The 18,759-nt window shown below is 68.4% G+C and carries 15 protein-coding genes; 9 read left to right on the top strand and 6 right to left on the bottom strand.

Annotated features, from left to right (window positions below; genetic code table 11):
- Positions 1 to 16 precede the first annotated feature (16 nt).
- The 4 genes from BN1701_RS20485 (at position 17) to BN1701_RS20500 (ending at position 4,672) form a co-directional block, all read left to right on the top strand.
- A complete protein-coding gene (locus BN1701_RS20485; RefSeq protein ID WP_054051272.1) occupies positions 17 to 1,324 on the top strand; it encodes an ABC transporter substrate-binding protein in 1,308 nt (435 codons plus the stop codon).
- 66 nt (positions 1,325 to 1,390) lie between these two features.
- Positions 1,391 to 1,831 (top strand): helix-turn-helix transcriptional regulator, encoded by a 441-nt coding sequence (locus BN1701_RS20490; RefSeq protein WP_054055988.1) that lies wholly within the window; start codon positions 1,391 to 1,393, stop codon positions 1,829 to 1,831.
- A gap of 10 nt (positions 1,832 to 1,841) precedes the next feature.
- Positions 1,842 to 2,252 carry a VOC family protein gene (locus BN1701_RS20495; protein WP_054055989.1) on the top strand — a complete coding sequence of 137 codons (411 nt, stop codon included), beginning with the start codon at positions 1,842 to 1,844 and terminating at the stop codon, positions 2,250 to 2,252.
- Between the two features lie 26 nt (positions 2,253 to 2,278).
- Entirely contained in the window at positions 2,279 to 4,672 is a 2,394-nt protein-coding gene (locus BN1701_RS20500; RefSeq protein WP_054051274.1) for an excinuclease ABC subunit UvrA, read from the top strand.
- A 44-nt stretch (positions 4,673 to 4,716) separates the two neighbouring features.
- Here the strand turns inward: BN1701_RS20500 and BN1701_RS20505 are convergent, their stop codons facing one another.
- A complete protein-coding gene (locus tag BN1701_RS20505; protein ID WP_054055990.1) occupies positions 4,717 to 5,208 on the bottom strand; it encodes a DoxX family protein in 492 nt (163 codons plus the stop codon).
- Positions 5,209 to 5,291: 83 nt separating this feature from the next.
- Between BN1701_RS20505 and BN1701_RS20510 the strand changes: the two genes are divergently transcribed.
- Positions 5,292 to 5,849 carry a TetR/AcrR family transcriptional regulator gene (locus BN1701_RS20510; protein ID WP_054051276.1) on the top strand — a complete coding sequence of 186 codons (558 nt, stop codon included), beginning with the start codon at positions 5,292 to 5,294 and terminating at the stop codon, positions 5,847 to 5,849.
- A 448-nt stretch (positions 5,850 to 6,297) separates the two neighbouring features.
- On the opposite strand, the gene BN1701_RS20515 is transcribed toward BN1701_RS20510, so the two are convergent.
- A complete protein-coding gene (locus BN1701_RS20515; RefSeq protein WP_369800578.1) occupies positions 6,298 to 6,819 on the bottom strand; it encodes an NUDIX domain-containing protein in 522 nt (173 codons plus the stop codon).
- 220 nt (positions 6,820 to 7,039) lie between these two features.
- Between BN1701_RS20515 and BN1701_RS20520 the strand changes: the two genes are divergently transcribed.
- The 4 genes from BN1701_RS20520 to BN1701_RS20535 all read left to right on the top strand — a co-directional run bounded on the left by BN1701_RS20520 (position 7,040) and on the right by BN1701_RS20535 (position 11,605).
- Positions 7,040 to 8,464, top strand: a complete 1,425-nt coding sequence (locus BN1701_RS20520; protein WP_067520803.1) for a nucleotide sugar dehydrogenase — start codon at positions 7,040 to 7,042, stop codon at positions 8,462 to 8,464.
- 30 nt (positions 8,465 to 8,494) lie between these two features.
- A complete protein-coding gene (locus tag BN1701_RS20525) occupies positions 8,495 to 10,060 on the top strand; it encodes an MFS transporter (protein WP_231949659.1) in 1,566 nt (521 codons plus the stop codon).
- A gap of 32 nt (positions 10,061 to 10,092) precedes the next feature.
- On the top strand, positions 10,093 to 10,980 hold the full coding sequence (gene rfbA / locus BN1701_RS20530) for a glucose-1-phosphate thymidylyltransferase RfbA (RefSeq protein WP_054051282.1): 888 nt from the start codon (positions 10,093 to 10,095) through the stop codon (positions 10,978 to 10,980).
- A gap of 64 nt (positions 10,981 to 11,044) precedes the next feature.
- Complete coding sequence (locus BN1701_RS20535; protein WP_054055991.1) at positions 11,045 to 11,605, top strand: dihydrofolate reductase family protein; 561 nt, start codon at positions 11,045 to 11,047, stop codon at positions 11,603 to 11,605.
- Between the two features lie 256 nt (positions 11,606 to 11,861).
- Here BN1701_RS20535 and BN1701_RS20540 read toward each other — a convergent pair whose 3' ends face one another.
- The 4 genes from BN1701_RS20540 to BN1701_RS20555 all read right to left on the bottom strand — a co-directional run bounded on the left by BN1701_RS20540 (position 11,862) and on the right by BN1701_RS20555 (position 18,535).
- Entirely contained in the window at positions 11,862 to 14,363 is a 2,502-nt protein-coding gene (locus tag BN1701_RS20540) for a class I SAM-dependent methyltransferase (RefSeq protein ID WP_054051283.1), read from the bottom strand.
- A 417-nt stretch (positions 14,364 to 14,780) separates the two neighbouring features.
- Positions 14,781 to 15,467, bottom strand: a complete 687-nt coding sequence (locus tag BN1701_RS20545; RefSeq protein WP_054051285.1) for a DUF2306 domain-containing protein — start codon at positions 15,465 to 15,467, stop codon at positions 14,781 to 14,783.
- A 269-nt stretch (positions 15,468 to 15,736) separates the two neighbouring features.
- Complete coding sequence (locus BN1701_RS20550; RefSeq protein ID WP_172803294.1) at positions 15,737 to 16,894, bottom strand: acyltransferase; 1,158 nt, start codon at positions 16,892 to 16,894, stop codon at positions 15,737 to 15,739.
- 252 nt (positions 16,895 to 17,146) lie between these two features.
- On the bottom strand, positions 17,147 to 18,535 hold the full coding sequence (locus tag BN1701_RS20555; RefSeq protein ID WP_054051290.1) for an FAD-binding oxidoreductase: 1,389 nt from the start codon (positions 18,533 to 18,535) through the stop codon (positions 17,147 to 17,149).
- Positions 18,536 to 18,759: the final 224 nt, after the last annotated feature.

The following is an 18,759-nucleotide window of genomic DNA, read 5'->3' on the forward strand; positions in this document are numbered from 1 at the left end:
CACGAAAGGAATACCGATGACCAGTCGAACAACGCAGCTGCTGGCGGGCCTGTCCGCCGTAGCGCTGATAGCGACCGGCTGCGGCCGAGGTGACTCCGGTGGCGGCGGTGGCGGCGGCGGTGACGGGGCCGTCAAGACCGACGTGGGTGTCACCGCCGAGCCGTGCAAGGACGCGCCCGACCTGAAGAAGGGCTGCATCTTCCTCGGCACGATCTCCGACCTGACCTCCGGCCCGTTCAAGGCGCTGGCGGTGCCGATCACCGAGGCGCAGAAGAAGTTCTGGGAGCGGGTGAACAAGTCCGGCGGCATCGACGGCTACGGCGTCGACGTCACGACCTACGTCCGCGACAACAAGTACAACCCCGAGACCCACAACCAGGTCTACCAGGAGATCAAGAGCAAGGTGCTCGGCCTGGCGCAGACCCTCGGCTCGCCGACGACGGCGGCGATCATCGACGACCTGCGGGACAACAAGATCGTGTCCGTACCCGCTTCGTGGACCTCGGCATGGGGGTTCGAGGACGTGATCCTGGAATCGGGCACCAACTACTGTCTGGAGTCGATGAACGCGATCGACTACGCGGTCGAGCAGTTCAAGCCCAAGTCCGTGATGGCCGTGCACTACCCCGGCGACTACGGCGAGGACGCGGCCGCGGGCGCCAAGGTGGCCGCGGAGAAGAACGGCCTCACGTTCGAGGCGGTGGAGACCGCCTCCGGGCAGGACAACCAGGCGGGGGCGATCAACTCCGTCCTCACCAAGAAGCCCGACCTGGTCATCCTGACGACCGGCCCGACCGACGCGGCGGTGATCGTCGGCCAGACCGCGGCCCGCGGCTACACCGGCAAGTACATCGGCACCAGCCCGACGTGGAACCCTGGCCTGCTCAAGAGCCCGGCGGCTCCCGCGTTCAAGGCCCTCTACCTGCAGTCCGGCCCATGGGAGACGTTCACCTCCGACACCCCAGGGCACAAGGTCATGCGGGAGACGCTCGGCACCGGGGTCACCGGCAACGACGGCTACACCGCGGGCTGGGTGTGGTCCTACCCGCTGCGGACCGCGCTGCAGAAGGCCGTCGCGAACAAGGACCTGACCAGGGACGGCCTGCTCAAGGCCGTCAAGCAGTTGGACAAGGTCGATTATGAGGGCATGCTGCCCGCATCGGCGGGCAACTTCACCGGCGACGCCAACAAGGGCGTGGTCCGCGAGATAATGATCGCCAAGCCGGACGACGCCTCGCCCACCGGCGTCAGCACCGTGAAACCGTTCTTCGTCGGCCCGACCGCGAAGGACTACAAGTTCGACAAGCCGTGCTTCCAGAGCTGAGGTAAGCGCGTCAGGGTGCCCGACCGTGTCCGGGTCGGGCACCCTGACGTGTGGCACGATCGGGACGTGACCAGTACACCGACCGCGGCGCAGCTGCGTGACCTCGCGCGGTTGCGTCGGGTTCGTGATCGGATCGACCGGGAGTACGCGCAGCCGCTGGATGTCGAGGCGCTCGCGCGGGGGGCGCACATGTCGGCCGGACATCTCAGCCGGGAGTTTCGCCGCGCTTACGGTGAGTCACCGTACGGGTACCTCATGACGCGGCGGATCGAGCGGGCGATGGCGTTGCTGCGGCGGGGCGACCTGAGCGTCACCGAGGTCTGTTTCGCGGTCGGGTGCTCGTCGCTGGGGACCTTCAGCACCCGGTTCACCGAGTTGGTCGGGGTGCCGCCCAGTACCTACCGGCAGCAGGCGGCGCAGGCGACGGTAGGGATGCCCGCGTGTGTGGCCAAGCAGGTCACCAGACCGATCAGGAATCGAGAAGCGCGGGCGCAGAGCCGCACCTAATGTGGCCGCCATGGACATCACCATTCACTCGAGTTTCCTTCCACAGGACGACCCGGACGCCGCGCTGGCGTTCTATCGGGACACTCTCGGCTTCGAGGTCCGCAACGACGTCGGCTACCAGGGGATGCGGTGGATCACCGTCGGCCCTGTCGGCCAGCCCAACACGTCCATCGTCCTGCATCCGCCCGCGGCGAACCCCGGCATCACCGACGACGAGCGCGCCACGATCGCCGAGATGATGGCCAAGGGCACCTACGCGGGCATCAACCTGGCCACAAAGGACCTCGACAGCCTCTTCGAACGCCTCCAGGCGGGCGACGCCGAGGTCGTCCAGGAGCCGACCGACCAGCCCTACGGGGTTCGTGACTGCGCGTTCCGCGATCCGGCGGGCAACATGGTCCGCATCCAGGAACTGCGCTGAGTCGTAGCCCCACCGAACAGATGGAGATGAGCATGGCCGCGAGGGCGGACACGCGATCGTCTGCGCAGCACGTCGCCGACAGTCACGACCTGATCCGCGTGCACGGTGCGCGGGTGAACAACCTCAAGGACGTCAGCGTCGAGCTGCCCAAGCGCAGGCTGACGGTGTTCACCGGCGTCTCCGGGTCGGGCAAGAGCTCGCTGGTGTTCAGCACGATCGCCGCCGAGTCCCAGCGGATGATCAACGAGACCTACAGCGCCTTCGTGCAGGGTTTCATGCCGACGCTGGCGCGGCCCGAGGTCGACGTGCTCGAAGGGCTGACGACGGCGATCATCGTCGACCAGCAGCGGATGGGCGCCGACCCGCGGTCCACCGTCGGCACCGCCACCGACGCCAACGCGATGCTGCGCATCCTGTTCAGCAGGCTCGGGAAGCCGCACATCGGGTCGCCGCAGGCCTTCTCCTTCAACGTCGCCTCGATCAGCGGGGCGGGCGCGGTGGTCATGGAGCGCGCGGGCCAGAAGGTGAAGGAGCGGCGCGAGTTCAGCATCACCGGCGGCATGTGCCCGCGCTGCGAGGGCCGGGGCAAGGTCTCCGACATCGACCTCACCCAGCTCTACGACGACTCCAAGTCGCTGGCCGAGGGCGCGTTCACCATCCCCGGGTGGAAGTCCGACAGCTTCTGGACCGTGCGGGTCTACGCCGAGTCGGGCTTCGTCGACCCGGACAAGCCGATCCGCAAGTACACCAAGAAGGAACTCAACGACTTCCTCTACAAGGACCCGGTCAAGGTCAAGGTCGACGGCGTCAACCTCACCTACGAGGGGTTGATCCCGAAGATCCAGAAGTCGTTCCTGTCCAAGGACAAGGAGGCGATGCAGCCGCACATCCGGGCGTTCGTGGAGCGCGCGGTCACCTTCGCCACCTGTCCCGACTGCGACGGCACCCGGCTCAGCGCCGCCGCCCGGTCCTCCAAGATCAAGAAGATCAGCATCGCCGACGCGTGTGTGATGCAGATCAGCGACCTGGCCGCGTGGGTCCGCGGCCTCTCCGAGCCGTCGGTGGCGCCCTTGCTGGCCAAGCTGGCGCACACGCTCGACTCGTTCGTGGAGATCGGACTGGGCTACCTGTCGCTCAACCGGCCCGCGGGCACGCTGTCGGGCGGCGAGGCGCAGCGCGTCAAGATGATCCGCCACCTGGGGTCCTCGCTCACCGACACCACCTATGTCTTCGACGAGCCCACCATCGGCTTGCACCCACACGACATCCAGCGCATGAACAGCCTGCTGCTGCGGCTGCGAGACAAGGGCAACACGGTGCTCATGGTGGAGCACAAGCCGGAGGCGATCGCGATCGCCGACCACGTCGTCGACCTCGGCCCCGGGGCGGGCGCGGCGGGCGGCACCATCTGCTTCGAGGGCACCTTCGAGGAACTGCGCGCCAGCGACACCCTCACCGGCCGCCACCTCGACGACCGTGCCGCCCTCAAGGAGACGGTGCGCACGTCCACGGACGCGCTGAAGATCCGCGGCGCCACGGCCAACAACCTGCGCGACGTCGACGTCGACATCCCGTTGGGGGTGCTGGTCGTCATCACCGGTGTCGCGGGCTCGGGCAAGAGCTCGCTCGTGCACGGGTCGATCCCCGCTGGCGAGGGCGTCGTGTCGATCGACCAGGCCGCGATCCGCGGCTCGCGGCGGAGCAACCCGGCGACCTACACCGGGCTGCTCGACCCGATCCGCAAGGCGTTCGCCAAGGCCAATGGCGTGAAGCCCGCGCTGTTCAGCGCCAACTCCGAGGGCGCCTGCCCCACCTGCAACGGCGCGGGGGTCATCTACACCGACCTGGCGATGATGGCGGGCGTGGCCACGACGTGCGAGGAGTGCGAGGGCAAGCGGTTCGAGGCGTCGGTGCTGGACTACCACCTCGGCGGCCGCGACATCAGCGAGGTGCTCGCGATGTCGGTGACCGAGGCCGAGAAGTTCTTCGACACCGGCGAGGCGCGCACGCCCGCCGCGCACGCCATCCTCAACCGGCTCGTCGACGTCGGCCTCGGCTACATCAGCCTCGGCCAGCCGCTCACCACCCTGTCCGGCGGCGAGCGGCAGCGGCTCAAGCTGGCCACCCACATGTCCGACAAGGGCGGCGTCTACATCCTCGACGAGCCGACCACCGGCCTGCACCTCGCCGACGTCGAACAGCTGCTCGGCCTGCTCGACCGACTCGTCGACGCGGGCAAGTCGGTCATCGTCATCGAGCACCACCAGGCCGTGATGGCCCACGCCGACTGGATCATCGACCTCGGACCGGGCGCGGGCCACGACGGCGGCAAGATCGTCTTCGAGGGCCCACCCGCGAAACTCGTCGCCGACCGCTCCACCCTCACCGGCCAACACCTCGCGGCCTACGTCGGCGCCTGACCTCCCCGGGCTGGCGGCAGCACCATGTCCCGCCAGCCCGGCGGTCACCCGCGCACTGCGCCCTTCTCGGCGGTGTCGCGGCTGCGGCTGAACGCCGACCGGTAGTGCACGACCAGCGCGATTGTGGCGACCAAGAAGACGACCTGCATGGCGGTCCGGGGGGCCAGCTGATCGCCGAACGACGGCGAGAGGCCGTGGTTGGCGGCGTAGATGTTGGCCGGGAACATGCCCACGAGCATGGCGGTGAGACCGGCCGCCGCCCACGGCGCGGTGGGTCGCCAGAGGACGCCGACGGCACCGGCCAGTTCGAGGATTCCGGTGACGGTGACGAGCAGGGCCGGGGCGGGCAGGTCGGGCGGGACCATCCGGATCAGCTCCTCCCGCATGCCGACGAAGTGGGCGATGCCGGTGGCGGTGAACATGGCCGCGACGCCGCCGCGCAGGGGGTTCGGCCAGGGGCGCAGGGGTCGAACGCCCACGCGGCCCAGCGCGAACAGGGCCAGGGTCGTGACGATCAGGATGATCAGCGGTGCCATGTCGGCGTTCCTCTCGGTGAACTTGTCAGTGACAAGATTGCCCTCCGACTGCCATCTTGTCAATGACTAGATAGAGTGGCGCCATGACGAAGCGGGCCTATCACCACGGCGATCTGCGGCGGGCGGTGCTGGCGGCGGCGGTGGAAGCGATCACCGAGCACGGAACCGGCGGGGTGAGCCTGCGCGACCTGGCCCGGCGGGCCGGGGTGTCCCACGCCGGGCCGGTGCACCACTTCGGCGACAAGGCGGGGCTGCTGACGGCCATCGCCGCCGAGGGATACGGGCTGCTGGCCGACGCACTGGTCTCAGCGTGGGCGGCGAGTGAGGACTTCCGGGAGGTGGGGGTGGCCTATGTGCGGTTCGCGATCGGGCACCGGGCGCACTTCGAGGTGATGTTCCGGCCTGACCTGTATCACGCCGATGACTCTGAGGTGGTGGCCGCGCGCGAACGGGCGAACACAGAGCTGACGCGCGGGGTAGGGACCGTCGCGGGCGATGCGGACCCTGGGCTGGCCGCCGTCGCCGCGTGGTCACTGATGCACGGTTTCGCCACGCTATGGATCACCGGGGCGATGTCCGATGTGGACCGCGACCCAGAAGGTCTCGCCCGCTCAATCGCGGGCGTCCTGTTCAGCGGCTAACCCTGCAAGCCCGCCCTTGCTTTGCTTGTGGGACCAAAGGTCCCTGCACTTCCCCCAGCACCCTCGTCCTGGCAATCCCTTGTCCGGAAGCAGCGCTGTCAAGGGTCAGCTCGCTGATCGCGCAGCGACGCCGCAGGCGCCCTTGACAGCGCTGCTTCCGGACAAGACGCTAGAAAACGAGGGAGCGACCCCAGCAGTCGAAGAACGAATGAGTGCACTCATTCGTTGTGCGCCGACGAGTGCACTCGTCCGGGCTCCGAAGACCGGGCCGCTCCCTCGTCAATCAGCGTCTTATCCGGAAGCAGGCCTGTCAATGGCGCCTGCGGCGTCGCTGCGCGATCAGCAAGCTGACCATTGACAGGCCTGCTTCCGGATAAGGGATTGCCAGGACGAGGGTGCAGGGGGAAGTGCAGGGACCTGCGGTCCCTAAAGCAAAAGCAAGGCGCGCCTAGGCGCGCTCGTGCAGCGTCAACAGTAGGTATGCGGCCACTGTGGAATCGTCGCGAATCTGGCCTGACTTGATCATCCGTTCAAACTCCGCGCGCGGGAACCAGCGGTGGCGCATGTCCTGTTCCTCGTGTTCGCGCCGGGGCAGGCCCGCCGCCAAGTCCGTAGCCAGGAACACCGTGCACAGCTCCCCGCTGGCCCCGTGCCAGGAGTGGAGTGTGCCGAGTTCGGTCCACGACCGCGCCGTCACGCCGGTCTCCTCGGCCAACTCAGCACGGGCCAGTTCCTCCGCCGTGCCCGTTCGGCCCTGCGGGAAGGTCCCCTGCGGAAACTCCCAATGCCGCCCGCCAGTCGGGTACCGATACTGCTCAACCATATGGAAGCCACCGCGCTCCGCCGCGATGACCACGGCGAAGTCGGGGCGGTCAACCACCGAGTAGATGCCTCGGGTGCCGTCCGGGCGCTCGATGACGTCCTCACGCACAGACAGCCACGGATTGCGATAAATCTCGCGCGTCGACACGGTCCGGATGGTGCCGGGCACTGGCTCTGCGGGCTGGGCCATCGCGCTACCACCGTTCCTCGCTCGCCGACCGCTCGTCCCGAACGGTAATCGTCGCGGCGGACGGGCTCCCACCTCACCGATGCTGCATTCGGGGCGGGGGCAACTCAGGAGATGCCTGGCGCACGCGGCGGTGAGGACGATCGTGGTGAGCCCGTATTGTCTTCGATTGGAGACGCAGATGCGTTTTCTCTCCGACCACACCGATCCCACCGTTGCGGTCATCGGCTTCGGGTATGTGGGTTCCTGCATCGCCGCGACCCTGGCCGAACGCGGGTTCGACGTCGTCGGGATCGACACCGATCCACGGCTGGTCGAGGAGCTCGACCGGCGGGAGTGCCGGTTCAACGAGCACGGTCTCGCCGAGATGCTGTTCGCGGGCCTGGACTCCGGGCGGCTGCGGGTGACCACCGACACCGGCGAGGTCGGTGCCGCCGACGTCGTGCTGATCACCGTCGGCACACCCGTGCGCGACGACGGCTCGCTGGCCGACGCGCAGTTGCGGGGGGCCGCGCTGGAGTTGAGCAAGCACCTGCGTCCCGGGCAGTTGGTCGTGCTCAAGTCCACGGTGCCGCCCGGTACAACGCGCAACCTGCTTGGCCCGCTGTTGGAGACGCGGGGGCTGGTGGCGGGCAAGGACTTCGGGCTGGCCTTCACCCCGGAGCGGCTCGCGGAGGGCACCGCCCTGCAGGAGCTGCGCACCTTCCCGATCGTCGCGAGTGGACTGACCGAGGACTGCGCCGCGTCGGTCGGCGAGCTGTGGCGGCGCACTCTGGGCGTCGAGATCCTGCCGATGGACACCCTGGAGGCCGCCGAGATCGTGAAGCTGGCCGACAACTGGTGGATCGACCTCAACATCGCCATGGCCAACGAGCTGGCCAAGCTGTGCGCGCTCTACGGCGCCGACGTGCTCGACGTGATCGCCGCGGCGAACACCATCCCCAAGGGCAAGGGCAACGTCAACATTCTGATGCCGAGCGTCGGCGTCGGCGGGTCGTGTCTGACCAAGGACCCGTGGATGGTGTGGCGCACCGCCGACGAGCACGGCGTGCGGATCCAGACCGCGGCGGCGGGCAGGCAGGTCAACGCCGGGATGCCGGAGTACACCGCAGAGCTGGTCTTCGACGAGCTGGCCAAGCTCGGCAAGGAACCGGCGGCGTCCACAGTGGCCGTGCTGGGCCTGGCGTTCAAGAACGACACCGGCGACCTGCGCGCCACCCCGACCCAGGGCGTGATCGAGACCCTGGTCGCCAACGGCGCCACCGTGCGCCTCTACGACCCACTGGTCGACCAGGCGGCCGCGGCCACGCTGTTCGGCCAGGACCTGGAGACCTCCCTGGACGACACGGTGCGCGGCGCCGACTGTGTCGCGATCCTGGCTCTGCACCGGGACTTCCACGACATCGACTTCGCCGCGCTCCCGGTCGCCGAGTCGTGCCTGCTGTTCGACGGTCGCGCCTACTACCCGAAGGACAAGATCGCCGAGCTGCGCGCGGCCGGGTACGCCTACCGCGGCATCGGCCGCGGCGAGACCCCGGTGACCATGCGGGCCACGCGCCGGGTCGCCCCCGTCGGGTCGAACACCCGCTATTTGGAAGCCAGCTAAGACACTTCGATGATCGCAGAAGGAGCACCCGTGCACACGTCCTCCGCGGCAGACCAGGGCGAACGAGCGGGACGGCGGGAGATGGTGGGCCTGGCCGTGCTGGCCCTGCCCACCATCCTGCTGGCCCTGGACATGAGCGTGCTCTACCTCGCGCTGCCGCATCTGGGCTCCGACCTGGGCGCCGACAGCGTGCAGCAGCTGTGGATCATCGACATCTACGGGTTCATGATCGCGGGCTTGCTCGTCACCATGGGCCGCCTGGGCGACCTGGTCGGCCGCAGGCGGCTTCTACTCATCGGCTCGGCCGCGTTCGCCGTCGCATCGATCCTGGCCGCCTACTCCACCGACGCGGAGATGCTCATCGCCGCCAGGGCGTTGCTCGGGATCGCGGGCTCCACGCTGATGCCATCGACGCTGTCCCTGCTCACGCAGATGTTCAAGGACCCCAAGCAGCAGGCCATGGCGATCGGCGTCTGGATGGGATGTTTCCTCGGCGGCACGATCTTCGGCCCGATCATCGGCGGGGTCATGCTGGAGTACTTCTGGTGGGGCTCGGTGTTCCTGCTGGCACTGCCGGTCGCCGTGCTCCTGCTGGCCATCGGGCCCAAGACGCTGCCCGAGTACCGAAACCCCGACGCGGGCCGGATCGACATGGCCAGCGTGGGACTCTCGCTGGCGGGGATCCTGCCGTTCATCTACGGGCTCAAGGAGATCTCGCGCAACGGCCCGAGCGCCCTGGCGATCCTGGCCGTCGTCGTGGGCGTGGTCTTCGGCGCGCTGTTCCTGCGCCGCCAGCGCGCGCTGCCCAATCCGCTGCTGGACCTGCGACTGTTCCGCGACCGCACGTTCAGCGCGGCGATCACGATGACCAGCTTCTCCGGGTTGCTGTCCGGGGCGTTCCTGTTCGTCTACATGTACCTGCAGCTGGTCGAGGAGCTGCCGCCGCTGAAGGCCGCGCTGTGGATGATCCCGATGGGCTTGACCACGCTGGTCAGCCTCCAGGTGGCGCCGGTGCTCGCGCGCAGATTCCGACCCGGATACGTGATGGCGGTCGGGCTGCTGATCGTGGCCGCGGGCTACGTCGCCGTCGCGCAGGTCGGCGGCGAGGGCGACCTTGGGCTGTTGGTGGGCGGGCTGGTCGCGGTGTCGGCGGGCATCGGCCCGGCCGCCGGGCTGGCGGCCACCCTGGTCATGGGCTCGGTGTCGCAGGAGAAGTCGGGCTCGGCCGCGGCGGTGAACGAGACCTCCGCGGAGTTCGGCGTCGCGATGGGCGTGGCGGTGATCGGCATGCTGGGCATGTCGGTCTACCGCGGCGAGGTCAGCGAGGCGATGCCGTCCGGGCTGCCCGCCGACGTGGCCGAGGCCGCTCGGGAGAGCGCCGCCGGGGCCGCGACCGCCGTGCGGCAGCTCGACGGACAGGCGGCGGTCGACCTGACCACCGCGGCACACAACGCCCTGGCCAGCGCGCTGAACAGCACCGCGTGGGTCACCGCCGCGGTCACCTTCGGCCTGGCGATCCTGGCCGCCACCGCCCTGCGACACGTGCTCCCGACCGGCAAGGCCGCCGAGCAGCCCGCGGTGACCGAGTCCGCCTGACCCGTACCGACGACACCGACGAACGGATCGTGATGAAGGGAATCGTCCTCGCCGGGGGCAGCGGCACGCGCCTGTTTCCACTGACCGTGGCGACGTCCAAGCAACTGCTCGCCATCTACAACAAGCCGCTGGTCTACTACCCGATCTCCACGCTGATGCTGTCCGGGATCCGCGACATCCTGATCATCTCGACACCGACGGCCGTCCCGGTCATGCGCACCCTGCTCGGCGACGGGTCCAGGCTCGGCCTGAACCTGTCCTACGCGGTTCAGGACGAGCCACGCGGCATCGCCGAGGCGTTCCTGATCGGCGCCGACCACATCGGCGGCGACAGCTCAGCGCTTGTCCTGGGCGACAACGTATTCCACGGCGCGGGATTCCCGGATCTGCTGCGCGGCTCCCGAGCGTCGCTCGACGGCTGCACGCTGTTCGGCTATCCCGTGTCCGACCCGGAGCGGTTCGGAATCGGAGAGGTCGACGCCACGGGGAAACTGGTCTCGCTGGAGGAGAAACCCACACGGCCGCGATCGAACAAGGCGATCACCGGGCTCTACTTCTACGACAACCAGGTCGTCGACATCGCGCGGGAGATCGCCCCGTCGCCGCGTGGCGAACTGGAGATCACCGATGTGAACCTGGAGTACCTGAATCAGGGGCGAGTGCGGCTCGTTGAGCTGAGCCGGGGCTACAAGTGGTTCGACTGCGGTACCCATGACTCGCTGTTGGCGGCCAGTCAGCATGTTCGGTTCGTCGAGAAGTACCAGGGTGAGCGGGTGGCGTGCCTGGAGGAGATCGCGTTCCGGATGGGATTCATCGACGCTGAGGCCTGCTACCGACTGGGGCTGGAGTTGCGACAGTCGGACTATGGGCGGCACCTGACGGAGATCGCGCTGGATCTGGCGGTGCCGCCGGCGGCGTAACCTGGTCCGGGCTTGTTCGCGCGGCCGAGTGGCGAGTGTCCACTTGGGGGGCGAGGCTTGGGTCATGCGCAAGTTCAAACTTCAAGTCCAGGTGACCGCTGACGGGTTCATGGGTGGGCCCAACAGCGAGATGGACTGGACTACTTATCCGTGGACGGACGACATCACGGCCTATGTGGACGCGCTCGACGCGCCGGTCGACTGCATCGTGTTGGGACGGAAGTTGGCTGAGGGGTTCATTCCGGCTTGGGCGGCTGGGCCTGAGGGGGAGTCTCAGGCAGGCATCGACAAGATGAACAGCACGCCCAAGGTCGTGATCTCGAATTCTTTGACGGAGTCGCCTTGGGATAACGCTGTTGTCGCTGGGGGTGATCTTGCCGAGACTGTTCGGCGGCTGAAGTCTCAGGCTGGTGGGGACATGATCGCGTACGGCGGGGGGACGCTGGTGGCGTCTTTGATCGCTGAGGGATTGCTCGACGAACTGCATCTGTTCGTGAATCCGGTGGCGATCGGCGCCGGATTGCCCGTGTTCCCCAACCTCGGCAGCCACCAGCGACTCCGCTTGATCGCCGCCACCCCATTCGACTGCGGCATCACCGCGTTGCACTATCAGCAGGTGCGTTGAGGTTCCCTGCGCGTCGGTGCTGGCCGCACCATCGGGTGAAACTGGGCGATCACGCTTTGCCTGGGGCCCCTACGACGGCCCTGTGGGGAAAAAGCGGTGGCGGATAAGGCACCCCACACGCCAGGCAGCTTAGGGCCGTCGTCCCCCCAGACAAAGCGTGATCGCCCAGTTTCACCCGATGCTGCTCTGTGGGTTGGGTGCGGCTTTGGTGGGTGTCCGGTGTGCTGATTCTTTCAGCACACCGGACCTTCTCCGGTTAGCGGCGGTAGTAGTGGCCTGTTGTCCAGGCGATGTTGAGGCCGAAGGCTGTTCCGGCTGGGCCTGCCATCAGTTCTGGCAGCACCTGTTCTGTGACGATGTGCCGGATCAGGGCGCTGCGCAGGTCAGGGTCAGTCACCTCAGAGAGGTATTCGCCCTGGTTGGCGGGTACCAGGGCGGTCATCAGGCTTTCCTCGGTAAGCAGTTCATCGGTTCGGCGGTGGGTTTGGCCGATGAAATGAGGGGCCAGGGCTGTCTCGACCGACGACACCGTGCGGGGGCTGGGCAGGATGCGGCGGTTGGCGCGACGTTGGCCATTGGCTCGGGATTCGGGGCTCACCGAGGCGATCGCTTCCTGAACCACCTGGGGAAGTGCGGCTGGGTCGTCACTGTCCAGGGCGGCCAACCAGTGCCTGCGCAGGAGGCGGTTTGGGTCATGGAACAGGAGTGAGTGTTCGGTGGCGGGCGCCAGGTCTGGTGCGCTGAAGGCCAGAAGTCCGCCCAGTCCCAATACCCCGGCGATGGACTCGGCGGCGTAGCGCATGGCGTTCGCGTTGAGTAGGTGGAAGACCATATTGGCGACCACGACGTCGACCTGTTCGCCGCCAGTCACGTCGCGCAGGGTTCTGAATTTGCCCTCCGGGTCGGTGAGCGCGTGGAATCTGGTGAAGGGCACGTCTTTCAGTAACTCGAAGCCCTGGGCGAACCACGGCGACGGGATGTCCACGACGTGCAATTCGAGGGTGGCGCCTCGATCGGCCAGTCGTTCCTCGACGCGGTGTTGGACGAAGGCTCGAATCAGTTCCAGGGAGGCCAGACCGGTGCCCGCGCCGTAATCGAGCACTCGGACCGCCGTGCCGGGGCGGGCGAGGGTGATCCGGGCCTCGACGGCGCGGAGGGTGTCGTGGACGACCACGCCGGTGGCGCCCGCGCCCCAGCCTCGGGGGCGGGTGAGGTCACCGTCGACATATAGGAGCTCATGGAGAGCTACGCCGTCGGTGAGGTCGGGGTTCGGATCGGATTGCCAAGTGTCTTGGCGGGGCTTGGCGGTGAACTTCGGGAGGGGCCGCACCTGGGTCAGGCGGTTGAGTGACACCGCGACGAAGGGGCGGGAGGTCGGGTATCGGCGTTCGAGGTGGGTGGTCGGCTCCAGGCCCGCCAGTCGGCAGGCACGCACGAACGACTGGTATTCGACCGGGTATTGATGGGACAGGCCGTGATAGGCGTCGAAGGCGACTGAGTGGAGGGCGCCGAGGTTGCGTCTGGTCACCTGGGGGGCCACGCAGTGCGCCTCCAGCACGACCATCCCGTGAGTGCCCACGTGCGGGGCCCAGCGGGCGAGGTGGGCGACCAGGTCGGCCTCGACCTCGACGGCGGTCAGCGGTGATCCGTCGGGGCCGATGTAGGCCCCGGTCGCCCAGCCGGACACCTCCGCGTACGGGCCGCCGCCGCGGTAGGTGCGGTCGTGGTCGGTGAACGAGCGGATGTGCAGGCCGTCGGACATGCGCAGGCCGTGCTCGGCCAACTGGTCGCGCAGCGCGTCGGGGTCGCCGATCTCGCCGGTCAGCAGGATGGGGTCGCGCACCCCGGCCGCCGCCAGGACCTCGCGCGCGGAGGCCAGTGCCACCGGGCTGATGTCGACGCCGACATAGCGGATCTCGTCGCCGAATATGGCGTGCAGGTGGGCCAGCCAGCTGCCGTCGCCGCAGCCCATGTCGGCGATGAACGCCGGTGGGGTGGGGGCGGTGAAGATGTCGCGGAACACCGGGTCGGCGTCGGCGAAGTAGCGCTGGTGGGCCGCGGCACTGGCCTGGACGTTGAGCCGCCGCTCGCAGTGCCACTCGTCCTCGCCGGGGGCGACGACGAGTTCGCCGCCGAAGAGCTGGGGCAGGCGGGACAGCAGCGGCAGGTAGGACCCGACCATGCCCAGGTGGTCGACGAAGGCCCGGCCCGCGTGTCCCAGCGGGGTCCACTGGTAGGCGCCGTCGAGCCAGCCCAGGAAGGTGAGGAACCGGGCGATCTCGCCGTCCGGGTGCTCCAGGGCGCCAGTCCCGCGCAGGGAGAGCAGTGCGGGCACGGCCAGCGCCCCGTCCAGGTGCGCGACAGCCGGGTCGGCGGGGTCGACGGCAGTCCGCCAGTCGAGGTGGGCGTCGACCAGGGCGGCGAAGTCGGCCAGCGTGTCGGCGTCCCACGGCTCGGTCCAGAATTCCGGATCAGTGCTCTCGAAGCGGGCGAGGAAGGCTCCCGCGGCGACGTACTGGTCGCGGTGACGCCGCAGCGCGGCCCGGCCTGCCAGCGTCCACGTGCCCTGCGCGTCCTCGGTCAGCCAGCCCGCGGCTACGAGACACCGCCAGGCGACCCTCAGGTAGCCGTTGTCGTCGGCCCGCCGGGGCCGTTCCCTGGCGAGCAGGTCGAGGGCGTCCAGCGCCCGCACCGTGGCGGCCAGCATGACGCCGTCCTGGTACAGGAACGCCGTGCGCCGCAGGGACCCTCGGTCCACTGCGGCGCCTGCGGTCGGGGCGGTTCGTTGTTGGCCTGCTAAAGCACTGGTGGGTTTGGACCTCATCGCAACCTCCGGAAGCCGACCGTCGGGCGCGCACGGACTCGGCGCGGATCGCCGACGTCGGATGCGACCAATGGTGGGACTCCGCGCGGCGACAAGGCATCCTCATCACTGCCGTCCGCGAGTGTGGCGATACAGAGGACGCGAAGTCGGCCGAACGGCCTACCGCCCGCGCGCGATCAGCTCACCGAAAGTGCTTCCTCTGCCTCAGCGGCGAAACCCGACGTCGCTCCAAAGAGGACATCGCTGATGGTGACCAGAGCCCTTCCGTCGTCTTCGGACACTTCACCGGGACGACGAAGAGGCCGGGCCGCTTGCGACAGCGGGCCCGGCCTCTCTTTGGCGAGAATACGTTCAGCGCACCGGCCGACCGACCGTGCGGTAGATCCACCACTGCACCACCATCAGGTTGACCACCCAGCCGACCCAGCGGGCCGCCTCAAGGTAGTAGTTGGGATCGACCACGACCGGCAGCGACATGCCGACGGTGATGATGATCGAACCCCAGAAGTTGTTCATCACCATCGCGAAGGCGTACAGCATGAACCGCCGGTGCTCGGCGTAGCGGCGCTGCCGGATGCGGATGTATCCCATGGCCGTGAAGCCCATCCACAGCAGCGTCGCCATCGTGACGCCGATCTGGCCGACCGGCGGGGCGTAGGGCACGATCACCAGGGCGAGCACACCCGCGGTCAGCGCGGTGACCACATAAAGCCTGCCACCCCAACGGTGCACGGCCGGATGACGTCGGCGCAGCCACGGCCAGACTTGAAAGATCGCGGTCAGCAGCGCCACGGTGGCGAACCCGATGTGGGCGATCAGCGTCGGGTAGTACCCCTGGAAGCCCTCATGGGGCATCAGCGGCGCCGTCGCCTTGTCCAGGTACGGCAGCGCGGTGACCGCGATGTAGCTCACGGAGACCACGAACAGCGGCAGGATCCACGGCCGCTGCCAGAATCGGCGGGCCTTCGCGGGCGCGGCCCCCTTCCCGCGGGGTGGTGGAGCCGCGCTCAGCGGTGTTCTTTCCAGTTCCTGGGTCACGGTCTGTCCTTCATGTCGAGCGGGCCGTCGCGCCGCCGCGGGTCCCGCAACCGGTTCCGGACGCACAGGGCCTGTGTAGACAGAGCCGCCGCGTCCACGCTGATGTCGGAGTCAGGTTCACACGGCGGAATGAGACGGGCATCTCTCTCGATGCCGTACTCCCAAAGAAATCGCGGGCGGCCATGAAGCAATTGCGCTACAACGACTTCCAGCGGGCGCGGGTCAGCGGGCGGGGGCCACACAGGCCCCCGCCACGGACTGCCGCTCGGTCATCGGCTCCCGCCGGGAGGCTCAGCTCCCGCGGTGACCGAGGCCAGGTCCGCCGACTCCTGCCGCGGCGGACCCGCCTGTGCCGGGATCGCCACCCTGGCCCGCGGCTGCGCGCCGAAGCGGCGCATCAGCGGCTGCTCGACGCACACCATCAGCAGCCACGACAGCGCACAGGCGACCACGAACAGCAGCGCCACCATGGCGAACCCGAACGCGGTGCCGCCCGGCACACCGGTGCCGAGGAAGTGGGCGCCGTAGATGAGCACCTGCAGGTGCACCAAGTAGAACGCGTAGGACATGTTGCCCAGGTAGACCATCGGGCCGCTGGAGAGGAAGCTCGGCCGGGTGCGGTTGAGATCGGCGTTGGCGCCCGCGACGATCAGCAGGGCCAGCGGAGCCGCCATGACCGCGACCATCCGGAACGACGCCGGGAACTGCGGGCCCACAGCGTATGCGGCCACACAGATCGCCGCCGCGCCGCCGAAACTCACCGGAACGCGGCGGCCGGTCATCACGATCCGGGCCAGCAGGATGCCAACGATGAACTCCAGCATGCGCACGGGCGGGAACTGGAAGAGCACCCAGAACTGCTCCATGCCCAGTTCCAGGAACGGGATCACGTTCGTGCGCGGAAGCTGGTTCACCACCAGCGGCACGGCCACCGTGATCACCGCGAGCATGCCGATCGTCCACGCCCACAGCCGCTCCGGGCGGATCTTGCGGATCAGGGTCACCAGAACCGGGAAGCACAGGTAGAACAGCAACTCGGCCGACAGCGACCACGACGGCGCGTTGAAGGCGATGCGGACGTCGAGCTGCGGGAACCACGCCTGCACCAGGAAGATGTTGGCCAGCGCGAACTTGGTGTTGAACGCCTGCCCCAGCACGGACACCATGAGGATCGCGGTCACGATGAACATGACGAGGTGGTTGGGGAACACGCGTGCCATGCGCCTGCGCCAGAACGTCTTGGCCTTGTCCGTCGGGCGGGACACCCAGGTCAGCACGAAACCGCTGAGCATGAAGAAGAAGCTCATGCCCGCCCAACCGCCCATGGTGACCAGACCCAGGTACTTGCTGGTCACCTCGGTGGAGGTGAACAACACGTAACCGGTGGCGTGGAACAGGAAAATGGCCACCGCTACGAGAAAGCGCATGCTCGTCAGCGAGGGTAATAAGGTCGGTCGAGTGACGGCGGAACCGTCCCCTGTGGTCGTTGACGTCATGGCACACCTTCCCGAGCAGCACGGCGGCAAGGGGCCCGGCTGGAAACACGTCGTCAGTCCGGGCCCGAGGTACGGATGTGAATGTGTCACCCCGCGGACCTGACGCGCGCCTCCTAAACTGCGCCGCGCACAAGTGCGCCCCCGTCCAAGAAGCAGGACGGGGGCGCACCAGGGTCGAGGGTGTCAGTCGGTGGCGGGCGGGATGTTGTTGTTCACCCGGAACACGTTGGTCGGGTCGTAGGTGCGCTTGACCGCACGCAGCCGCGCCCAGGTCTGCTCCGGGTACGCCTCGTGGATGCGGGCCTCGCTGTCGTCGGCCAGGAAGTTGACGTACACGCCCGGCACGCCCTTCTGCAGCGCGACGGTGAGGTCCTGGACCCACGCGGTGTGCACCGCGGCATCGTCGGGGTTGCTGTACATGGCGGCCAGGTTGACCATGATGTTGCGATCGCGATGGGCGAACGCGGTCGCGTCGTCGGCGACCTTGGTCATCGCGCCGCCGAGCACGCGGATCTGGACCGCGGCCATGTCCGCCGTCGAGGACGTGATCCGGTCGAGCATCAGCGCGGCGTCGTCGAGGTCGACGTCGTCGACGAAGAGGTTGCGGGAGGCGGCGACCGGGTGGTAGCCCTCCTCCTCGGGCGGGTAGACGCCCGGGTACGGCATGGCCTGCATCATGTCGGCGACCGGGCCCAGCGCGCGGAACGGCGCGAGCGCCTCCTCGGCCTCCTCGCCCTCACCCGCGAAGACCAGCATCGCCATGATGATCGGCTTGCCGTGCATTTCCTCCGGCACGAACGGGATCGGCGGCGACGGGATGATGTTGACGATGCTCGACAGCTCCTCCGGGGCCTTCCGCGCCTGCTCGACGAAGCCCGCGATGGCCTCGGCGGTGCCCGGCAGGACCAGCAGGCCGCCGGTGACCGTGGTCAGCTCGTGCATCCGGAACTTCATCCGGGTGACGACACCGAAGTTGCCGCCACCGCCGCGGATCGCCCAGAACAGGTCGGGCTCGTTGTCGGCGTCGACCTTGCGCAGCTGGCCGTCGGCGGTGACGATCTCGGCGGCCAGCAGGTCGTCGATGGTGAGGCCGTGCTTGCGGACCAGGTAGCCGATGCCGCCGCCGACGGTGATGCCACCGAGGCCGACGCTGCCGGTGTCGCCGAAGCCGGTGACGAGGCCGTGCTCGGCCGCGGCGTTGGTGTACTCGCCCGCGGTCAGGCCCGCCTCGACCCATGCGGTGCGCGCCTCGGTGTCGATCTGGAGGTCGCGCAGCGACGACATGTCCAGGACGATGCCGCCCTCGACGAGGCAGAAGATGCTGTGCCCGCCGCCCTTGATCGCCAGCGGCACCTCGCTCGCCCTGGCCAGCGTGACGACGCTCGCCACGTCGGCGGCGTCGGCGGGCTGGACGATGACGGCGGGGCGCTGGTCCACGTCGCCCAGGTACACCACCCGCGCCTCGTCGTAACCGGCGTCGCCGGGCACGAGTACCTGGCCCTTGACGGTGGCGCGCAGCTGCGCGACCGGCACGGTGCCCCGCTCGATGCTTGCGTTGGTCTTGTCCACCATTGGAGGTCTCCTCATGTCCTGCGACTTCGATTTCGGCGGGGCTCGATCGGCCCCGTACCTCTACGACGCCCGGGCCACCGACGAATCGACAGCCGCGGCGAAAAATCTTCTGCTGATACCCGCCCGCGACTCGGACGAGGGGCGATCCGGCCGTCGCGACCCGACAGCGACCCGTGTCCACCACCCGCGAACTGGCCGCCGTAGGCGACCTTGGCGCACTCTCC

Source organism: Alloactinosynnema sp. L-07, assembly GCF_900070365.1.
Classification (GTDB): Bacteria; Actinomycetota; Actinomycetes; order Mycobacteriales; family Pseudonocardiaceae; genus Actinokineospora.